Source organism: Lysinibacillus telephonicus (genome assembly GCF_003966145.1).
GTDB lineage: Bacteria > Bacillota > Bacilli > Bacillales_A > Planococcaceae > Ureibacillus > Ureibacillus telephonicus.
In genome coordinates, this window is sequence record NZ_RXNR01000010.1 from 11,964 (window position 1) to 29,128 (window position 17,165).

A 17,165-nucleotide genomic window follows, 5' to 3' on the forward strand; every position below is an offset into this window, starting at 1 on the left:
ACGAGTGTGACATCATTAATTTGTCACACTCGTTTTTTATTTTCCATTACTATTCCAAAGACGATTTTTCTAGCCAACGCATGATTGTTTCAGTATCATGCTCATTTAAATTAGATGCCCTTGCTGATGTACCTGCCATACCAGACATTACGGTAACTTGAATGGAGGCGATATTTCTTCTTTTTTGAAAAACACTCTGTTTACTTTCCATTGCTTGTATACGATTTTTTTCAACAATAAAAGTTATTCTGCTAATAACTCGGTATACGAGTGTCAACTGATGCCCACGAATTGCAAATCCCGTTGATTTATATTGCCAAAACCTTATTAAGATAACTGGTACTACGAGTAAAAATGATAATATGCCAAGTGGGAAAAAGAAATAAGAACAAATAATAATTATTGGCATTAACCATAAAAAATCTACTCGATAAAAAAATGGTTTTGCCTTTTTCGGGGGTCTTATTAATGTTACATCCCATTCAAACTGAGGCAATAATTGTTGAAGGGGTTTATATACCTCTTTTTTTGAAATTAATGGAAATAGTGTAATTTGCTTGTCGTTCTTCCCAAAGCCGCCACTTGCACTTTCAACCACAACTGTTGTATATCCAAACAACTGTCTAAGCGGATTTTCTACAAATTTAATTGCCTGAATTCGATTCAACGGTATTGTAATTCTTTTTTTCTCTAGTAATCCCCGTGTTACAATTAACCGTTCCTCTTCCTCTACTACTGTAAAATCATAATAATTAATAAAAGTAATTAATACAGAAACGAGCCATGCTAAAAAGAAAGCTGCGAAAATAGTGACTGCTACAATAGCTACTCCATATTTAAAAAATGAAGATACTTCCTCAAAAACCCATTCATATGGAATTAACTCGGACAGTTGTGTAAGAACAGCTGCTACACCCGCTAATACAACCCCAACACTATTTGAAGTTGTTGCCAACAAGACTAAATCTTTGGCTGACATTTTATGAATTAAGTTGTTATGAGGTTTTTCATTTCCTTCTTCAGTCAATTTCCCACTGTTCTGATCAACCGTTTGCTTTACTTTACGAGTCTCGTATTCAATTGTATTTGCAGCTTCTTTAGTTATTGCAGTTAATATTGCTTCAGGCTTTCCATCTGTACTCCCGGCCGTTTCCACTGTTACTTGAACAAGACTAAATAATCGATGAAATATACCTTCTTTATAATTTAAGCTTTGAATACGGTCAAATGGAATAAAACGCTTCTTTTTTACAAAAAGACCGTATGTTACTCTCAATTCATTGTCCTCAAACCAATACACAAACGTCCACCATTTAATAATTCCCGAAAACAAATAAATAACTGAAACCCCACTGAATATTAAAAGCGGCACAATATCTGCCCAAAATCCTTCTTCCTTAGGATTAAATGAAAGATTAAAACCATTCGCGACAAAAATGATTACAAACGGGATAATTAATTCCCTTAACCCTTTAACAAAGTTAATAATTGCCGAGACCGGGTGAAGTCTATATCTATTTTCAGACATCATCTTCTGCCACCCTTGCTAGCTCAGAAATACGTGCGCGTAAATTATCCGCATCACTAGTTATAAGCATTGGAATAATATGTGTTGTCGCCGCGGTTGAAATCGATATATTTGCTAAATCATATTTCTTTAGTATCGGTCCCTGCGATGTATCAACATGTTGTACACGGACCATTGGAATTAACGTTGTTGTTACAATAAATAGCCCACTTTGTATTTCAATTTCATGTTCTCGAACTTCGTAACGCCAGTGTTCCCAACGAATTTTAGGAAATAACCATATAGAAGTAACTCCAGCGATAATCCCTATGACCACTGCTATAAATTCTATTAATACCGGCCAATCAAAGAAAACAGTTAAAAAAATACAAACTGCTACTAGCAGTACAACGAATAATGTTTTAAAAACGCCATATAAACGCCAAACAGTTAAACCTTTCCTAGGAATTTGGTACATTAGTTGTTTTCTCAAAGTTCCACCCCTTCTCTCTTCCCTTTATACGTTTATATAGAGAAATTGTTTCAAATAGAACGTCATAAATCCATAGGAACCTAAAATAAAAGGCTGTCCAAATTTCTGGACAGCCTAAATTTAAATATTTAATTAATCTTCACGACGAGTTCGGCTTCCACGACGACGATCGCCTTCTCGACGGCCACCGTCACGTCGACCTTCTCTGCGACCTCCATCACGACGGCTACCGCCACGACTGCCGCGGCTGCTATCGCGACGACCACGGGAGTCACCGCTGCGACCACGACTACCTGAAGAAGTTTTGCGCATTGGTAGTGGACGCTCTTCTGTAATTGTAACAGGTGTATCATCTGGCTCTTTTGTCATCGATTTAAGAGCTGCAGCTACTAGATCAACAGCGTTATGCTGCTCTAATAATTCATTTGCTAAAATTCTGTAATCCCCTAAATCATTCGCTTGGACAATTTCCACTAAAGTTTCCATTGCAACTTGTTGTTGACCAACTAAAGCTTCAGATTCACTAGGCGGACGAAGTGGCGTCATACGTTTTTTCGTAGTTTCTTCTACAATACGTAAGTAACCCATTTCACGTGGTGTTACAAAAGTAACAGCAAGGCCTGATTTTCCTGCACGGCCAGTACGCCCAATTCGGTGAACATAGCTTTCCGGATCTTGTGGAATATCGAAGTTGTACACATGGGTTACTCCTGAAATATCAAGACCGCGCGCAGCTACGTCTGTTGCAACTAGTATGTCAATTTTATTCTCTTTAAATTGACGCAATACAGACATACGTTTTGCTTGGCTTAAATCGCCATGAATTCCTTCAGCTAAGTAGCCACGAATACTTAACGCTTGTGCTAATTCATCAACACGGCGTTTTGTTCTTCCGAAGACAATAGCTAATTCAGGTTGATGAACATTGATTAAACGAGTTAAAATATCAAATTTTTCACGTTCTTGTGATTTAACAAAATATTGATCAATATTCTCAACTGTCATTTCTTTTGATTTAATTTTGACTTCTTCCGGCTCTTTCATGAAGTTTGTTGCGATTTTACGAATTGCAGGTGGCATTGTAGCCGAGAATAATAATGTTTGTCTTTCTGTTGGAACATATTCCAATATAGCATTAATATCATCGATGAATCCCATATTTAACATTTCATCTGCTTCGTCTAATACAAGAGTTTGTACATTTTCAAGCTTTAATGTACGACGATTAATATGGTCAATAATACGACCAGGTGTACCAACAATTATTTGAGGTTTATTTTTTAAGGCACGAATTTGACGCCCTATATCTTGGCCTCCGTAAACTGATAAAATTTTTACGCGCTTATCGTAACCAATTTTATAAAGTTCTTCAGAAACTTGGATTGCTAATTCACGAGTAGGTGCGATTATCAACGCTTGAATGTTAGTGTTTTTAGGATCAATTTTTTCAATTAGTGGAATACCGAATGCTGCAGTTTTACCTGTACCAGTTTGTGCTTGGCCGATGATGTCGCGACCTTCCATTGCAAACTTTACTGTGCCTTCTTGTATTGGTGTGGCTTCTTCAAATCCCATTCGCTTTAATGAACGTAATGTCGATTCGCTAATATTTAATTCTGAAAAATTTGTCAAACTCTTCAATCTCCTTTTTTCTTTAAGTTGACAAATGGTTACATTTTCAGATGAAGTGTCGGCAAACTAAGGGCCTAGTTTGGAACGTTTCCGTTACTTAAATAATTCTCTGTGCCTTTTGCAGAGAGTGATTTTATATGAAAAGGAAAGCCCGGTCTTTGCCGAGCGGTTCAATTCTACACTTTTATTTGAGTGCTTTAAAACAATAGAATAAAACCGTTAATTTCAAAAAAAAGCACTCTTCATCAATTTGTGAAGAGCCTTCGCACAAAATGTATCCATTGCTTTACATAGTCTATCATGGCTCGTATTCGTATTGCAACGATATTGCTTTAGTTGTATTAATCTGATTTATTTTTTCCAAGCAAAAATTTTAATACTTGAGGGAACCAAGTGTCACAATCATCACTATAGCAAATATGATGCTTTCCATTTACTGAGAAAAAAATTTGTTTTTCGTTAGAAGGAAGTTGGTCATACAGTAATTGTGCAGTTGCACTAGGAACGATACCGTCGCATTGGCCTTGAACAATAAATACTGGTACATCAATTGTATGGATATAAGGTTCCACCTGACTTACAATTTTCATAAACTGAACCGTACTACTCGCTGGTACATTTTTTATTTTGTTCTCGTAACGCTTAAATAATTCGTTGTCTTTTAATCGACCATTTATTGCATCTTCTGCCATCGCCCTTAAATCCTTTAAAAGTTGCGCTGGAGCAATGTACTTTACTGCGGCACTTAATAGTATAAGCTTACTTACTGGGTATCTTTTCGCTAAATAAAGTGCAATTATACCACCCATCGAAAAACCAATTACGAAAATTTTGTCCACTTTTTTGGCTAAGTTTCGATAGGCAATTTCAGCATCCATTAACCAGTGCTCTGCTTTATAGCCTTTTAATGAAAGAATATCCATATCACCATGGCCAGTAAAGGTAGGTGTTTCAATAATCCAATCGGTATTTTCTTTTATGAAATTTGCTAACGGCATGATTTCGTATGGTCCACCAGAAAAACCATGAAGCATTAAAACACCAATACTCATAAACTTCCTCCTAGGCAATAACATATACGTTTTAATAATCCAGTTAATTTGACAATACTAAAACAAGGTGCCTTTAAGCCAATAATTCGACTTAAAAGACACCTTTCTTAGTTTATTTAAATGATTTTAAAATAGTTTCTAATTTCATTCCGCGTGATCCCTTTAATAATATTAAAGATCGCTCGCTAGCGTGTTCATTTATATATTGGACAATAGCATCATAATCATTCTCTGTATAGAAAATATTTTCAAGTGAAAATTTATTTTTCAATTTTTCATAAAGCCACTTCATTCTTGGACCATATAAACAAACTTTTGAAATTTCTGTTTCATTAATATCATTTGCTATCTGCTCATGAAACTGCTTTTCATTTTCTCCCAACTCAAGCATATCGCCAAGTACAAGCCATCTATCCTCTCTTAAAGGCGTAGATTGAACAAATTGAATTGCTGCTGTCATTGAAGTAGGTGCAGCATTGTACGCATCATTAATAAATAGAATTCCCTTTTCAGTTGGCACTAATTGCATACGCATATCTGTTAGTGTAACTTGAGCTAGGCCATCACGTATTTGTTCAGCTGACAATCCAATTTCTTTACCGACCAGCATTGCATTTAATGCATTCTTAACTTGATGTTTTCCTAAAACCGGGATGAAAAATTCCCCGTTCAATTCTCCACTTACTGTAAAACAGCTTCCTTTTTCAGTTGTTTCGATATTCGAGCCAATTAAATCATTCGTCTCCTGGAAACCAAATGCCTTTGAAAGGAGTTTTGTATTGCCCGCAACTAAATTTTGCAGCAAAGGTTCATCCCCATCATAAAATAGGGCCCCGCGTTCCTCTAATCCTTGAACAATTTCAAATTTCGCCTTTGCAATCCCTTCACGAGATCCAAGGTCTTGCATATGTGCTTCTCCGATATTTGTAATAACAGCAAAATGAGGTCGGGCTAGTTTTGATAAAAATTCTATTTCACCAAAACCACTCATACCCATTTCTAACACTGCAATATCCGTATCTTCATCTAAGGATAAAATTGTAATTGGCAAACCTAACTGGTTATTAAAATTACCAATTGTTTTTTGAACCTTATAAAATGGAGAAAGCATACTTGCTAAAATATCCTTCGACGAAGTTTTCCCATTTGAGCCTGTGACCCCAATAAACTTCGCTTTATGTTCAGTACGATAGGCTCTAGCCATTTGTTGCAGCGCTTCTTCGGCATCTTTAACAAATAAAATTGGTCTATCCTTTGGAGGGTTTGGTTCATCTTCAAGCCATAAAGAAGCAGCTGCTCCTTTTTCAAAAGCCTGTTCTACAAATTTATGACCGTTTACTGATTCGCCGCGGAATGGAATAAATAAATCGCCACTTGAAATAGTGCGAGTATCAATAGAAACCCCCGTTACGATTACCTCGCTAAAATTCTCTAAAACTTTTATATTTAACCAATCCGCAATTTCTTTAATTGTTTTTTTCATTTTAGCTCACTCTAATCTCGATTATATTGTAGTTGTTGTTTTTCTGTATGACGTTCTATTGCTAATTCTATTAAAGTATCAATTAATTCAGGGTAGCTCACACCTGTATGCTGCCATAGTAGCGGATACATGCTGACAGGAGTAAATCCTGGCATAGTGTTCACTTCATTAATGTAAACTTCATCATGCTCTGTAACAAAGAAATCTGACCGTACAAGGCCTGAGCAATCTAAAATTTTAAACGCCCGAATCGCCATATCTTTCATCGTTGCTTCTACACTTGATGAAATTTCAGCTGGGATAATAAGAACCGTTGAGCCATCTTTATATTTAGAATCATAATCATAAAACTCTGTCATCGGTTTAATTTCACCTGCAACAGAAACTTTCGGATTATTATTCCCTAGTACACCCATTTCAATCTCACGGGCTTTAACACCTTGCTCTACAATTACTTTACGGTCGTATTGGAAAGCAAACTGAATTGCATCGATTAATTCTTTTTCATTAGATGCTTTACTAATTCCTACACTTGATCCTAAATTCGCAGGTTTTACAAACATTGGCCAGTTGAGTTTTTGTTGGCACTTTTCAAGAATCTGCATTTGTTGTTGATTCCATTCTTGTCGTATGAAATATACATACGGAACTTGTTTTAAACCAGCTATTTCGAATAATTGCTTCATAATAACTTTATCCATGCCGGCAGATGATGCTAATACACCATTTCCCACATACGGATAATCCAAAACTTCTAATAAGCCTTGAACAGTTCCATCCTCACCATTTGTACCATGTAGTAAAGGAAAAACGACATCAAATTGGACTTGTATATTTTTATCTAAAATAAATTCAGTTATATTATTAGGCAATTTACTTTCACTAGTAAATTGTAATTGTTCTATAGATTCAACTGGTTTCGTTAATTGAGGTCCTCTTAGCCATTGTCCATCCAACGTAATGTAGATAGGATGCACTTCATATTTATCATAATCAATAGCTTTTGAAACCGCTGTAGCCGTTGATAATGATACCTCATGCTCTGCAGATTTCCCTCCATATAATAAACCAATTCGCTTTTTCATAATTCGACCTCCAAATATTGAGTATTTCTAGTTTATCATGAAAATAAATTTTCCGATAAATAATTATTCCCCTGGGTATTCGCACCATACCACTTTCGTCTTATGTGCAGCTATTTGCTTTTAAAACTTGAATTGTAGCAAAAACTCAAAATGTATATCACTTAGTTACTATAGGACGAGGTGATTTTAGTCTGAGTTCCTCCTAATTTAGTAATTGTTAGGTATTAAAATTTTGCATTTATTCTATTCATCTAAGGAGAAAGAAACCACTATGGACTGCCGCTTCGTTGCCTACCTAAAATCATTGCTGAATGAAGAATATAAAATTGACTGTTGTACGTAATTAAAGAGAAAAAACTCCCTGTCGCAAAAGAAACAGTGACAGTGAGTTTTAAGTAATTTTAATGAGTTCATCCATGTTTTGTTTTAGTATCACATCTAAATCATCCCAAACTTCGTCGGGATAATCATAGTCAGAAAGAGTCCGAATTTCTACCCCATAGCAATTATTTGGTTTTTCCATTTTATATAATGATAATAATGCGCCTTCTTTTGCAAAAGGACGATATGCTTTTAAAATAAGCGGATCTAAATTAGGAATAGTACCCTTTGTTTTTTTACGCCAAAAACTTCCGTTACCTTCTTTTTCTTTTATTAATTGGTTGAATAAATTGGAAACAAGTTGTTCTGAATCATGTAAATAACGAAAATAAATTTTTGTCGCTTTTTCATTTTCAGATGAATAATAAATGTACCGATTTTGTAGTTTTGAGAAAAACGGAGAATGAATGGGCTCTTTTTTATGGCTTATATATAGTAATTCAGCTTGTTCAATAGGAGATAGTTGATTTAAGTCTTTTTCATTCCCAAAATCAACCCAGCATAAATCCCCATTACTATCATCCATTTTCTTTACAAATTGATTTATATTTTCATTGGGCACAAAGTCAAAATGTGTATGCATATTGAATGAGCCATCTTCGTAGTGATGTTTTAGCAACAATAAATTTTTGATTGGGTCGACCGCACTTATAAACTGCTTTAAGGATAGACCACTAAAGATAACAAAATGATCGACATCATTCATATGTATAAACAAGTGATGAATAAAGTCTTCAGCAGTTTTTTGTTTTTTTGCCATACGATCACTCTCCAATACTTCAATACAATTGTTATTATATGATGTAATTCTAATTTTTGAAACATTTTCATCAACTTTTCGTTACAACTTTTAGACATAATGAAATGTCCTTTTGCATTTACATATGTTAAAGTAAGATGTGCGAGTACAAATAGGAATATTAAATAAATTATTCATTTAAATAGGTGGAAAAAATGGAAAACAATCGTAATTTCGTAGACCGCTTTGATTGGAAGCTAGCGGTTATACTTTTATTATTTCTTATAGTAAGTTTGTTGGCCATTTCATCTGCCCAAACGACCGGGCAGTACGCTGGCACCAACTTTGTTATTAGGCAATTAATTAACTATGTAATTGTCGCTATAATTATTGCATTTGTAATGTATTTTGAACCAGAACAATATAAAAAGATGGCTTGGTATTTATATGGTTTTGGCATTCTGCTACTGTTTCTTTTATTTATTATCCCAGTAGGTGATTTCGCAATTGAGAGAAACGGAGCAAAAAGTTGGTTTGCAACCCCTATAGGAAATATACAGCCTTCTGAATTTATGAAGACCTTCTATATATTAGCCATGGCATTATTAATCAGTAAACACCATGAAAAGCATGCTATAAAAAGCATTAAAAGCGACTTTATTTTATTGGGGAAAATCGCTATAACTTTAATCATACCTTTAGCATTTATTTTAACCCAGCCCGATTTAGGTTCTGCACTTGTGTTTTTTGCTATTACTGCCGCCTTAATTATTGTAGCTGGTATTTCATGGAGAATTATTGCTCCTGTATTTGCAGGTGGTGTTGCTATAGGCGGCGCCTTACTTTGGATGGCTCTTTATATGCAAGATTTCCTTGAGGAAAAGTTTGGTTTCAGCCCATATCAATTTGCCCGTATTTATTCATGGCTAGATCCATACTCATATTCATCGGGCTCTGGCTATCACTTAATTACTTCACTAAATGCGATTGGTTCAGGAGAAATTTTTGGCAAAGGATATATGGATCGTGAAGTGTATGTCGCTGAGAACCATACCGATTTTATCTTTACAGTAATAGGGGAAGAATGGGGATTTATCGGCGCAAGTTTTGTAATTTGCATGTTTTTCTTACTAATTTATCACTTAACAAAAATTACTTTAACGTTAAAAGATCCATTCTGCACATATGTTTGCGCAGGGATTATAGCGATGATCACCTTCCATGTATTCGAAAATATCGGAATGACGATACAACTTTTACCGATTACAGGGATTCCACTTCCATTTATAAGCTACGGTGGTAGTTCGCTAATGGGGAATGCACTTGCAATAGGCTTAGTATTTAGTATGAAATATCATTATAGAACATACATGTTCTCAGCAAATGATGATGAAGATTAAAACGGTGAAATAAAAGCTCTCGACTTTATATGAGTCGAGAGCTTTTAATTTGTTTATACTAAAAATAAAATTTTATACTTGTGGAGTTTGAGTTGGTGGTGTTAATACTTTGAGTAATTCCAGACGTGACTTTGTAACTGTTGCAGTAACACCTAACTTAGATAAATTCGAAACGATTTTCTTTAAGTCTACTTCCTTCGTCATGCTTCCACCTAACCTTCCGATATATATATTATTTATAACGTTTAAACAGTAATAAAGTTTCAACCGATAAGAGGTCTGACAAGTTATCTAACTATATCATATCATGTTTTAAAGTAAATAAATTTTTCAATTATGTTACAACTTTGCAAATGTCAACTAAATTGCATTATAAATTTTATCCAATTATTTGATTTTCAGTTCATTGATAACTCTAAAATAAGAATGGTCAATATTTTTAAAGTTTAATCAAAAAAATTTCTCACCAAGTTATTATATGACTTCGACTGACCAATTATCCATTTTTTGTATTATTTTTTAACCTTTCTTAAATTCAAAATATCTTTTAAATACTGAACATGAAAGTAAACTGCACCGCGTATATTAATTTACGCAGCAACTCTTAGGGGAAATGTTTAATAATTAAAAATACGTAGAAACTAAGTTACATGAAGAGATGTTTCCTTTTGGACAATACGTAAAATTAGTTGGAGGAATTACGTTGGAATTTGAAAGATTTTTTGAATTGCCACATCAATTAGAATGCTTTCGAAATAAATTAGAGCCCTCTTTATTGAATACTTCATTAATTATTCCATACCATCGTATAACTTCTCTTTCAGAAAGCAAATTTGCTGGAAACCCCTATTTGCCTAAAATGCAAAATTACCCAAAGGACCCCGACGGAGATTATATGTATTTGTTAGCCCAAATCAATTTTGCCAAAGCACCATTGATGTTTCCATTTCCTTCACAAGGAATAATGCAAATATTTGTATCAAAAAGTGTATGCTATTTTGAAAATCAAGTTCAAGAATTTTTATTTCAACAATATTTTAAAATCCGTTACTATGCAACAGTGTTACCAGAAGATCAATTAACAACCGACTTTACTTTTTTAAAGTCCAGTTCGAATGAAGTTTTTCCAATTATTCAAAACGAGATGGCTTTGACATTTACTAATCGAGTTGAACCAGTATCAGCGACTGATTATCGAGTTGAAAAATATTTACCTCTTTCAAGTTTTGGAGTTATTAGTGAAGATGAAAGAACATTGGAAGATATTTATTTTGAAAAGTATTTGGCAGCGGAACATAAGATTGGAGGATATCCTTATTTTATTAACAGCGACAAAAGAAAGGACTCTTCATTTTTAAGAAAGTACGACACATTATTATTACAAATTGTTTCTAACGACGAGCAAGGAATAATGTACGGAGATACAGGTATATTGAAGTTTTTCATTAGTAAGGAAGATTTAATTAATCTTAATTTTTCAAACATATATTTCCACGGGGAACAATATTAACATTTTTTAAAACTCCTTTCCTTCGTTTAAATAAGCTATAATAAATAACATAACAAAAACAAAGTAGGTGATATTAAATTGAGTCTCCTATTTATTACTGATTTGAGTCTCCTAAATATCACTGAATCACCCTTTCCTTATTTTTTAGTTTTAAATATTATATTGGCTATTACAATCATCTTTTTAGAAAGAAAGGACCCTTCCTCAACTTGGGCTTGGATTCTTGTATTATTTTTCCTTCCTCTAGCTGGATTTATTTTGTATTTATTGCTCGGTCGACCGATACGAAAAAAGCACTTATTTAGATGGGAAGGACAAAAAGATATTGGGATTGATAAATTAATTTCTTATCAAATTGAAGCCCTCGAAAGCAATGTGCTCGAGTTTAACACAGATGATGTTGAAAAATATAAAAACCTAATCCACATGAATTTAAAAACAGGTGATTCAGTTTTAACTCAGGATAATCAAATTCGAATATTCGATGAGGGATCAAAGAAATTTGAAACATTAATCGAGGACATTTTAAACGCAAAAGATCATATACACATTCAGTACTATATTTTTAAACTTGATAACCTCGGGGGACGTATCTATACAGCTCTTAAGAAAAAAGCCAAACAAGGAGTCAAAGTAAGAGTTTTATATGATGAAATGGGGTCACGCAGCCTTAAAAAAAGAAACTTTAAAGAGCTTCTAGAATTAGGAGGAGAAGTCGAAGTATTTTTCCCATCCATTCTACCACTCTTTAATCCTCGACTAAACTTTAGAAACCATCGCAAAATTGTAATTATTGATGGACGCATTGGATATATAGGTGGATTTAATGTCGGAGATGAGTATTTAGGGTTAAACAAAAAATTTGGATATTGGCGGGATACTCATATAAGAATTGAAGGTAGTTCTGTACACCCTTTGCAAACTAGATTCTTACTCGATTGGAATCAAGCCAGCGATAACAATATCGATTATTCGGATCGCTATTTCCCTGCAATCCCTAAAAAAGGGGATGTCGCTATGCAAATTGTTTCAAGCGGACCAGATACAGACTGGCCTACAATAAAAAATGGTTATTTGAAATTATTAATGAGCGCCAAACGTTATATTTACATTCAAACGCCTTATTTCATTCCGGATTATAGTTTTTTAAATGCGATAGAAATTGCTGCATTATCTGGAATTGATGTTCGAATCATGATTCCTAATAAACCTGACCATATGTTTGTTTATTGGGCCACATATTCCTATGTAGGGCAATTATTAAAAGCAGGAGCTAAAGTCTATATTTACGAAAAAGGATTTATACATGCGAAAACAATCGTTATTGATGACGAAGCTTCAACGGTTGGAACAGCTAATATTGACGTCCGCAGCTTCAGTTTAAATTTTGAAGTAAATGCTTTTATTTATGATGAAACAATTTCACATGAACTAGCCGAGATTTTCGAAAAGGATATGTTTGATTGTACCGAATTAACCCTTGAAAATTATGAAAATCGTTCCAATGTAATAAAATTTAAAGAATCTATTTCGAGATTGCTTTCACCGATATTATAAATTGTTATTTATTCCAAAAAAGAAGCCGCCTCAGTTGTGAGACGGCTTCTTTTTTATTAAATTCCCAAATATTCTTCTAACGTTAAATTTGATGCCTTCACTTTTGTTGCTAATTCAACACCCAAGTATCGGAAATGCCATGATTCATACATATAACCGGTAATGTTTTCTTTCCCTTCTGGATAGCGTAGTATGAATCCATATTTATGTGCATTTTCGACTAGCCACTTGCCTGCAGCTGTTTCGCCAAATTCACTTGTGAGCCATAAATCTTCCTTGCCTTTTTCTCCAATATCAAATGCTAAACCTGTCTGATGCTCAGAATAACCTGGTCTTGCACTGTAGCGGTCTGCATTTTCTTTCCCATCACGACTAACATAGTTATTATAAAGTGTTTCTTGATATTCGTAAGAGCGGTATGTACTGAAAGCCACTAATTCAAATCCAGCAGCTTTTGCATCTTGCGCCATGTCTTCAAATGCAGCTCTTGCTTCCTTATTTTCCCCTGGAGCAAAATTACTCGGAAGTGGGTGCTTTTTGTTTGCAATTAGCACTCCGTCTATATACGTTGGTTCTGTTGGTTCTGGTTGCCCTTCGATATATCCACCAACTGTTGTATTTCCTTCATTCGTTTTAGGCTGCTCTGTTTCTTGTACAGGATCCTCTTCAACAGGTGTAGTAGGCTCATCCTGTTGCTCCTGTTTATTGTCTATAGAAACTTCTTCTTCAGTTTCTTGTTTTTCTTTGTCTATATTTTGCTCAATTGCTTCATTGGGTTTTGATTGTTCTTCTGTTTCTTTTTTTGGATCATTCACTATAGTGGCTATTACAATAATTGCAATTAATAAAACAATTGAAACTATCGCGATTATTATATATTTACTTTTATTTTTTTTCTTGTTGTTTAATATAGGTCCTGTCATAAGCCTAGCCTCTTTCCTTAGCAATGATATTATTTTAGCATTGTTTTCTAAGTTTTACCTCTTATTTATCATAAAATTTTGGAACTTTACTAGTTTAATAATTTAGCAATTAGCAAATAAAGAGACCGTCCGAAAACCATTTTTGGGACGGTCCTTTTACAGCAAGTATACGGATACTATGGCAGGTCAATCTAATTAAATAAATTTGAGAGGCTGTTCAGAAATTTTACTTTCTGGACAGCCCCCCCTAAATTCAACTATTATTTTGAAGGTTGTGCAGGATGCTCTGAATAATACTTTCTTCCAATATACGTTTGGATGATCAATAACAGACCGCTGACTGACCAATAAAGTGGCAGGGCTGCCATCGATGAAAATGAAATAAATACAATCATAATTGGAGAAATATAAATCATTAACTTCATTTGAGCTTTTTGTGATTCTGGAACAGTCCATAAAGATACTTTCGCTTGGATGAAATACACAATACCAGCTATAATCGTCATTAAAATATCAGGTGTACCTAAATTGAACCATAAAAATTCATGTGTCTTAACATCCCCAGAATATAAAATTGCAAAGTATAGACCCATGATGATTGGCATTTGAATAATAATTGGTAAACAGCCCATATTTAAAGGATTAATGCCATTTTCACGGTACAATGTCATCATTTCCTGCTGAATTGCCATTTGCTCTTCTTTCGTACTAGCTGCTTTTAATCTTTGTTGAATCTCGTCCATTTTCGGTTTAACGACATCCATTTTTGATTTCATTAACGACTGTTGACGATAATTCTTCAACATAAATGGCATTAAAATTAATCGAATTACTACTGTGATTGCGATAATTGCTAATCCATAGCTGCCGTTAAATAAGTCATTTCCTAAAAAGTCTAGTAACCAATTCATCGGTTTAACAAATGTACTATAAAAGAATCCTTCTTGATTTTCAACCGCTTGACATCCAGTTAGAACAAGCAACAACAAGCCAAGCATCGAAAATAGCTTCAGTTTTTTCATTTTTCCACCTACTATATTATTTAACTAAGTTGAAGTATACCTTAATAAGTTTGTTAATATCAAATTGCAGCGACCATTTTGATTACAGTTTAAAGCCATTTGAAGCGAAATACAGTTGGCACATAGAATGCCAACTGTATCTAATTAATATTATACTTTTTCATACTCATCTTCAGAAATTTCAAATCGGTAAAATTCGTGATGTAATTCATCTCTAAAATGCTTTGGCGTAACACCAGTATACTTCTTAAAAATTCTAGTAAAGTAACTTTGGTTGCAGAAATGGAATTGTTCTGAGATAGATGTAATGCTTTTATTCGTATGTCTTAAATAATATTGTGATTCTTCCACTCTTCTCACATTTAAATATTCAACTAAAGTTATTCCTACATGCTCTCTAAATATACGTGATAAATGGCTAGTGCTTATGTGGAATTTTTGAGCAATGCTCTCTACAGTTAAATCATTTTCTAGTTCATCGTTTATGTACATTATCACTTTATTTACTGTTTGATGTCTAAATGTCGGCTGCTTTCGGTCAGCAATAAAATACACATAAAAGTCAATTAAATCATCCGCAAATTGGAGAAACTCTGCATCCTTCATTTTGTTTTCAATCATATCTGCACAAGCTAAATTGAAAGCAAACGCTTTCTTAGAGGGTACTTGATTATCCAATAATTTTCGCGCGACAATTGAGGATAAAATAACAAAGTAATTTCGTACAACCTTTATCACTTGTTTACCGAAACGTATCGAAAGAATATCAATAATCTCGTGCAGGGATTTTTTCGCTTTTGCTGCCTCTAAGTGGAATATCTCAAATAACAGCTTTGATTCAATATTAAAAAAATCCTCGACCCCGTTATATTGATTTATATTATCAATTTCTTGAAAGTATCTTTTAGAAATTGTTTCAGATATTGAATGTTGATGTAGCTGCATAGATTACCCCATCTTTCTTCAGAATGCAATTCGCATAATTAATTTCAATTACAATAATTAACATCTACTACACTAATATAACCTAAAATAAAATTCGAATATAGCTTTTATTTATATTTTAGAGATGAAATACATGTCATATTGAGTATATTATGCTAAAAAATTAATTTAAAATTTATAAATAAATGAGAATAAAGCATTAATCATTGTTAACTAATGTGAATATTACCATAATTTCATTTTTTTTCAACTTGATTTTATGTTGAAAATACAAGGGATAATAAGCAACATAAACACTATGAAAAATATAATTATTATATTAGTACACAAATTATTTCGGTAATATAAGGTATACTATGATTAGCGTTCATCTGAAAAAGTGACAAAATTAAGGAGATTTTTTTCTTACTAGCTGAAAATTCCTTATTTATTCAATAATCTTCTCTATTTTATTTGTTTTAATATGTAGTAAAATATATGATATATATAATATAAAAATGTATACAAAATGAGGTGAATTAAAGTGGATCCAAAACAAATTGAAGAAATTATGGATATAATAAAAGATTTCTTCCCAGAAAATACATCTATTGCTATTTCCGATAAAGAAGAATATTTGTATTATCAACCAAGCAAAAAAGTAGATTTAAAAATTAAACCTGGAGACCCAGTAAAAGAAGGATCTGCAGCTTATAAAGCCCTTACATACGGCCAAAAAATTAGTTCATATATAGAGCCTGATGTATTCGGTGTCCCTTATTATGGAATGAGTATTCCCTTAATCGAAGAAGGCGAAACTAAGGGAGCAATCACAGCTATCTTCCCTCAAAAACCATCACCATTTTTAACTAATTACATCACAATTAAAATTGATGATTGCTGGTATCCAATTAAACATAATCAAGTTATTTATCTTGAAACACAGCTTCGTAAAACATTTGTTAAAACCATGCACCGAGAAGGCTATCACCGTTTAAATCTTAGCGATTTAGAACTATTCTTAGCATCAGATTCATTTATCCGTTGTCATCGCTCATATATTGTGAACATTGACTTTATCGATGAAATTCAACCTGATTCACATTCGACATTCCTTTTAATTATGAAAGATGGAACAAGGATCCCTGTCAGCCAAAGATATGCAAGCTATTTCCGACGTTCGCTAGGATTTTAAATTCAATTTAACTTTTCATTATAAGACGACCTTTGTACTATTTGCAAAGGTCGTCTTGTATTTTTATGCATGGAAATCTTGTGGTTTTATCTTTGTTATCAATCGCATTTTATCGAATATTACATTTTTTTCTCGAAAAATACTTTTTTAAGCACTTTCATGCATTTCATGAAGATTTTGTGACAATTTGGTGTTATTATTATTTATGCACATTGAGTATTAGCTCACATGAATGTACAGAAAATTCTACATAATTTTCTCT

General features: G+C 33.5%; 15 protein-coding genes. 4 read left to right on the top strand and 11 right to left on the bottom strand.

The window, feature by feature from the left end; translation table 11 throughout:
- Positions 1 to 49 precede the first annotated feature (49 nt).
- The 7 genes from EKG35_RS04920 to EKG35_RS04950 form a co-directional block, all read right to left on the bottom strand.
- Positions 50 to 1,528 (bottom strand): PH domain-containing protein, encoded by a 1,479-nt coding sequence (locus EKG35_RS04920; protein ID WP_126293305.1) that lies wholly within the window; start codon positions 1,526 to 1,528, stop codon positions 50 to 52.
- A complete protein-coding gene (locus EKG35_RS04925; protein WP_185807645.1) occupies positions 1,521 to 2,000 on the bottom strand; it encodes a PH domain-containing protein in 480 nt (159 codons plus the stop codon). Before EKG35_RS04925 ends, EKG35_RS04920 begins: the two co-directional genes overlap by 8 nt.
- Before the next feature lie 132 nt (positions 2,001 to 2,132).
- Positions 2,133 to 3,632, bottom strand: a complete 1,500-nt coding sequence (gene cshA, locus EKG35_RS04930) for a degradosome RNA helicase CshA (RefSeq protein WP_126293307.1) — start codon at positions 3,630 to 3,632, stop codon at positions 2,133 to 2,135.
- A gap of 341 nt (positions 3,633 to 3,973) precedes the next feature.
- Entirely contained in the window at positions 3,974 to 4,684 is a 711-nt protein-coding gene (locus EKG35_RS04935) for an alpha/beta hydrolase (RefSeq protein ID WP_126293309.1), read from the bottom strand.
- A gap of 112 nt (positions 4,685 to 4,796) precedes the next feature.
- On the bottom strand, positions 4,797 to 6,167 hold the full coding sequence (locus EKG35_RS04940; protein WP_126293310.1) for a UDP-N-acetylmuramoyl-tripeptide--D-alanyl-D-alanine ligase: 1,371 nt from the start codon (positions 6,165 to 6,167) through the stop codon (positions 4,797 to 4,799).
- Positions 6,168 to 6,178: 11 nt separating this feature from the next.
- Positions 6,179 to 7,252 (bottom strand): D-alanine--D-alanine ligase, encoded by a 1,074-nt coding sequence (locus EKG35_RS04945; protein ID WP_126293312.1) that lies wholly within the window; start codon positions 7,250 to 7,252, stop codon positions 6,179 to 6,181.
- A gap of 391 nt (positions 7,253 to 7,643) precedes the next feature.
- Positions 7,644 to 8,393, bottom strand: coding sequence for a hypothetical protein (locus tag EKG35_RS04950; protein WP_126293314.1), 750 nt, complete (start codon positions 8,391 to 8,393; stop codon positions 7,644 to 7,646).
- 194 nt (positions 8,394 to 8,587) lie between these two features.
- Between EKG35_RS04950 and EKG35_RS04955 the strand changes: the two genes are divergently transcribed.
- Positions 8,588 to 9,772: an FtsW/RodA/SpoVE family cell cycle protein gene (locus tag EKG35_RS04955; protein ID WP_126293316.1), complete on the top strand. Its 1,185-nt coding sequence runs from the start codon at positions 8,588 to 8,590 to the stop codon at positions 9,770 to 9,772.
- A gap of 72 nt (positions 9,773 to 9,844) precedes the next feature.
- Here the strand turns inward: EKG35_RS04955 and EKG35_RS21405 are convergent, their stop codons facing one another.
- Positions 9,845 to 9,976, bottom strand: a complete 132-nt coding sequence (locus tag EKG35_RS21405) for an Lmo0850 family protein (protein WP_255502424.1) — start codon at positions 9,974 to 9,976, stop codon at positions 9,845 to 9,847.
- 499 nt (positions 9,977 to 10,475) lie between these two features.
- Here EKG35_RS21405 and EKG35_RS04960 point away from each other — a divergent pair, with 499 nt between their 5' ends.
- Positions 10,476 to 11,282 (top strand): YwqG family protein, encoded by an 807-nt coding sequence (locus tag EKG35_RS04960; protein WP_185807646.1) that lies wholly within the window; start codon positions 10,476 to 10,478, stop codon positions 11,280 to 11,282.
- A gap of 102 nt (positions 11,283 to 11,384) precedes the next feature.
- Positions 11,385 to 12,839 (top strand): cardiolipin synthase, encoded by a 1,455-nt coding sequence (gene cls, locus EKG35_RS04965; protein ID WP_126293408.1) that lies wholly within the window; start codon positions 11,385 to 11,387, stop codon positions 12,837 to 12,839.
- Between the two features lie 56 nt (positions 12,840 to 12,895).
- Here the strand turns inward: cls and EKG35_RS04970 are convergent, their stop codons facing one another.
- From EKG35_RS04970 to EKG35_RS04980, 3 genes are all read right to left on the bottom strand, one after another.
- Positions 12,896 to 13,762 carry a M15 family metallopeptidase gene (locus EKG35_RS04970; protein ID WP_126293320.1) on the bottom strand — a complete coding sequence of 289 codons (867 nt, stop codon included), beginning with the start codon at positions 13,760 to 13,762 and terminating at the stop codon, positions 12,896 to 12,898.
- A gap of 260 nt (positions 13,763 to 14,022) precedes the next feature.
- A complete protein-coding gene (yidC, locus tag EKG35_RS04975; protein WP_126293321.1) occupies positions 14,023 to 14,784 on the bottom strand; it encodes a membrane protein insertase YidC in 762 nt (253 codons plus the stop codon).
- Positions 14,785 to 14,934: 150 nt separating this feature from the next.
- Positions 14,935 to 15,729, bottom strand: coding sequence for a helix-turn-helix transcriptional regulator (locus EKG35_RS04980; RefSeq protein ID WP_126293323.1), 795 nt, complete (start codon positions 15,727 to 15,729; stop codon positions 14,935 to 14,937).
- A gap of 523 nt (positions 15,730 to 16,252) precedes the next feature.
- On the opposite strand from EKG35_RS04980, the gene EKG35_RS04985 reads away from it, so the two are divergent.
- The gene (locus tag EKG35_RS04985; RefSeq protein WP_126293325.1) at positions 16,253 to 16,903 is read left to right on the top strand and encodes a LytTR family DNA-binding domain-containing protein; all 651 of its coding nucleotides are present in this window, start codon (positions 16,253 to 16,255) and stop codon (positions 16,901 to 16,903) included.
- Positions 16,904 to 17,165 lie beyond the last annotated feature (262 nt).

What these genes read in the sequence shown, in the direction of transcription:
- EKG35_RS04920 (WP_126293305.1), bottom strand. Translation starts at nt 1,528, where the DNA reads ATGTCTGAAAATAGATATAGACTTCACCCGGTCTCGGCAATTATTAAC.
- EKG35_RS04935 (WP_126293309.1), bottom strand. Translation starts at nt 4,684, where the DNA reads ATGAGTATTGGTGTTTTAATGCTTCATGGTTTTTCTGGTGGACCATAC.
- EKG35_RS04940 (WP_126293310.1), bottom strand. Translation starts at nt 6,167, where the DNA reads ATGAAAAAAACAATTAAAGAAATTGCGGATTGGTTAAATATAAAAGTT.
- EKG35_RS04945 (WP_126293312.1), bottom strand. Translation starts at nt 7,252, where the DNA reads ATGAAAAAGCGAATTGGTTTATTATATGGAGGGAAATCTGCAGAGCAT.
- EKG35_RS04950 (WP_126293314.1), bottom strand. Translation starts at nt 8,393, where the DNA reads ATGGCAAAAAAACAAAAAACTGCTGAAGACTTTATTCATCACTTGTTT.
- EKG35_RS04955 (WP_126293316.1), top strand. Translation starts at nt 8,588, where the DNA reads ATGGAAAACAATCGTAATTTCGTAGACCGCTTTGATTGGAAGCTAGCG.
- EKG35_RS21405 (WP_255502424.1), bottom strand. Translation starts at nt 9,976, where the DNA reads ATGACGAAGGAAGTAGACTTAAAGAAAATCGTTTCGAATTTATCTAAG.
- EKG35_RS04970 (WP_126293320.1), bottom strand. Translation starts at nt 13,762, where the DNA reads ATGACAGGACCTATATTAAACAACAAGAAAAAAAATAAAAGTAAATAT.
- yidC (WP_126293321.1), bottom strand. Translation starts at nt 14,784, where the DNA reads ATGAAAAAACTGAAGCTATTTTCGATGCTTGGCTTGTTGTTGCTTGTT.
- EKG35_RS04980 (WP_126293323.1), bottom strand. Translation starts at nt 15,729, where the DNA reads ATGCAGCTACATCAACATTCAATATCTGAAACAATTTCTAAAAGATAC.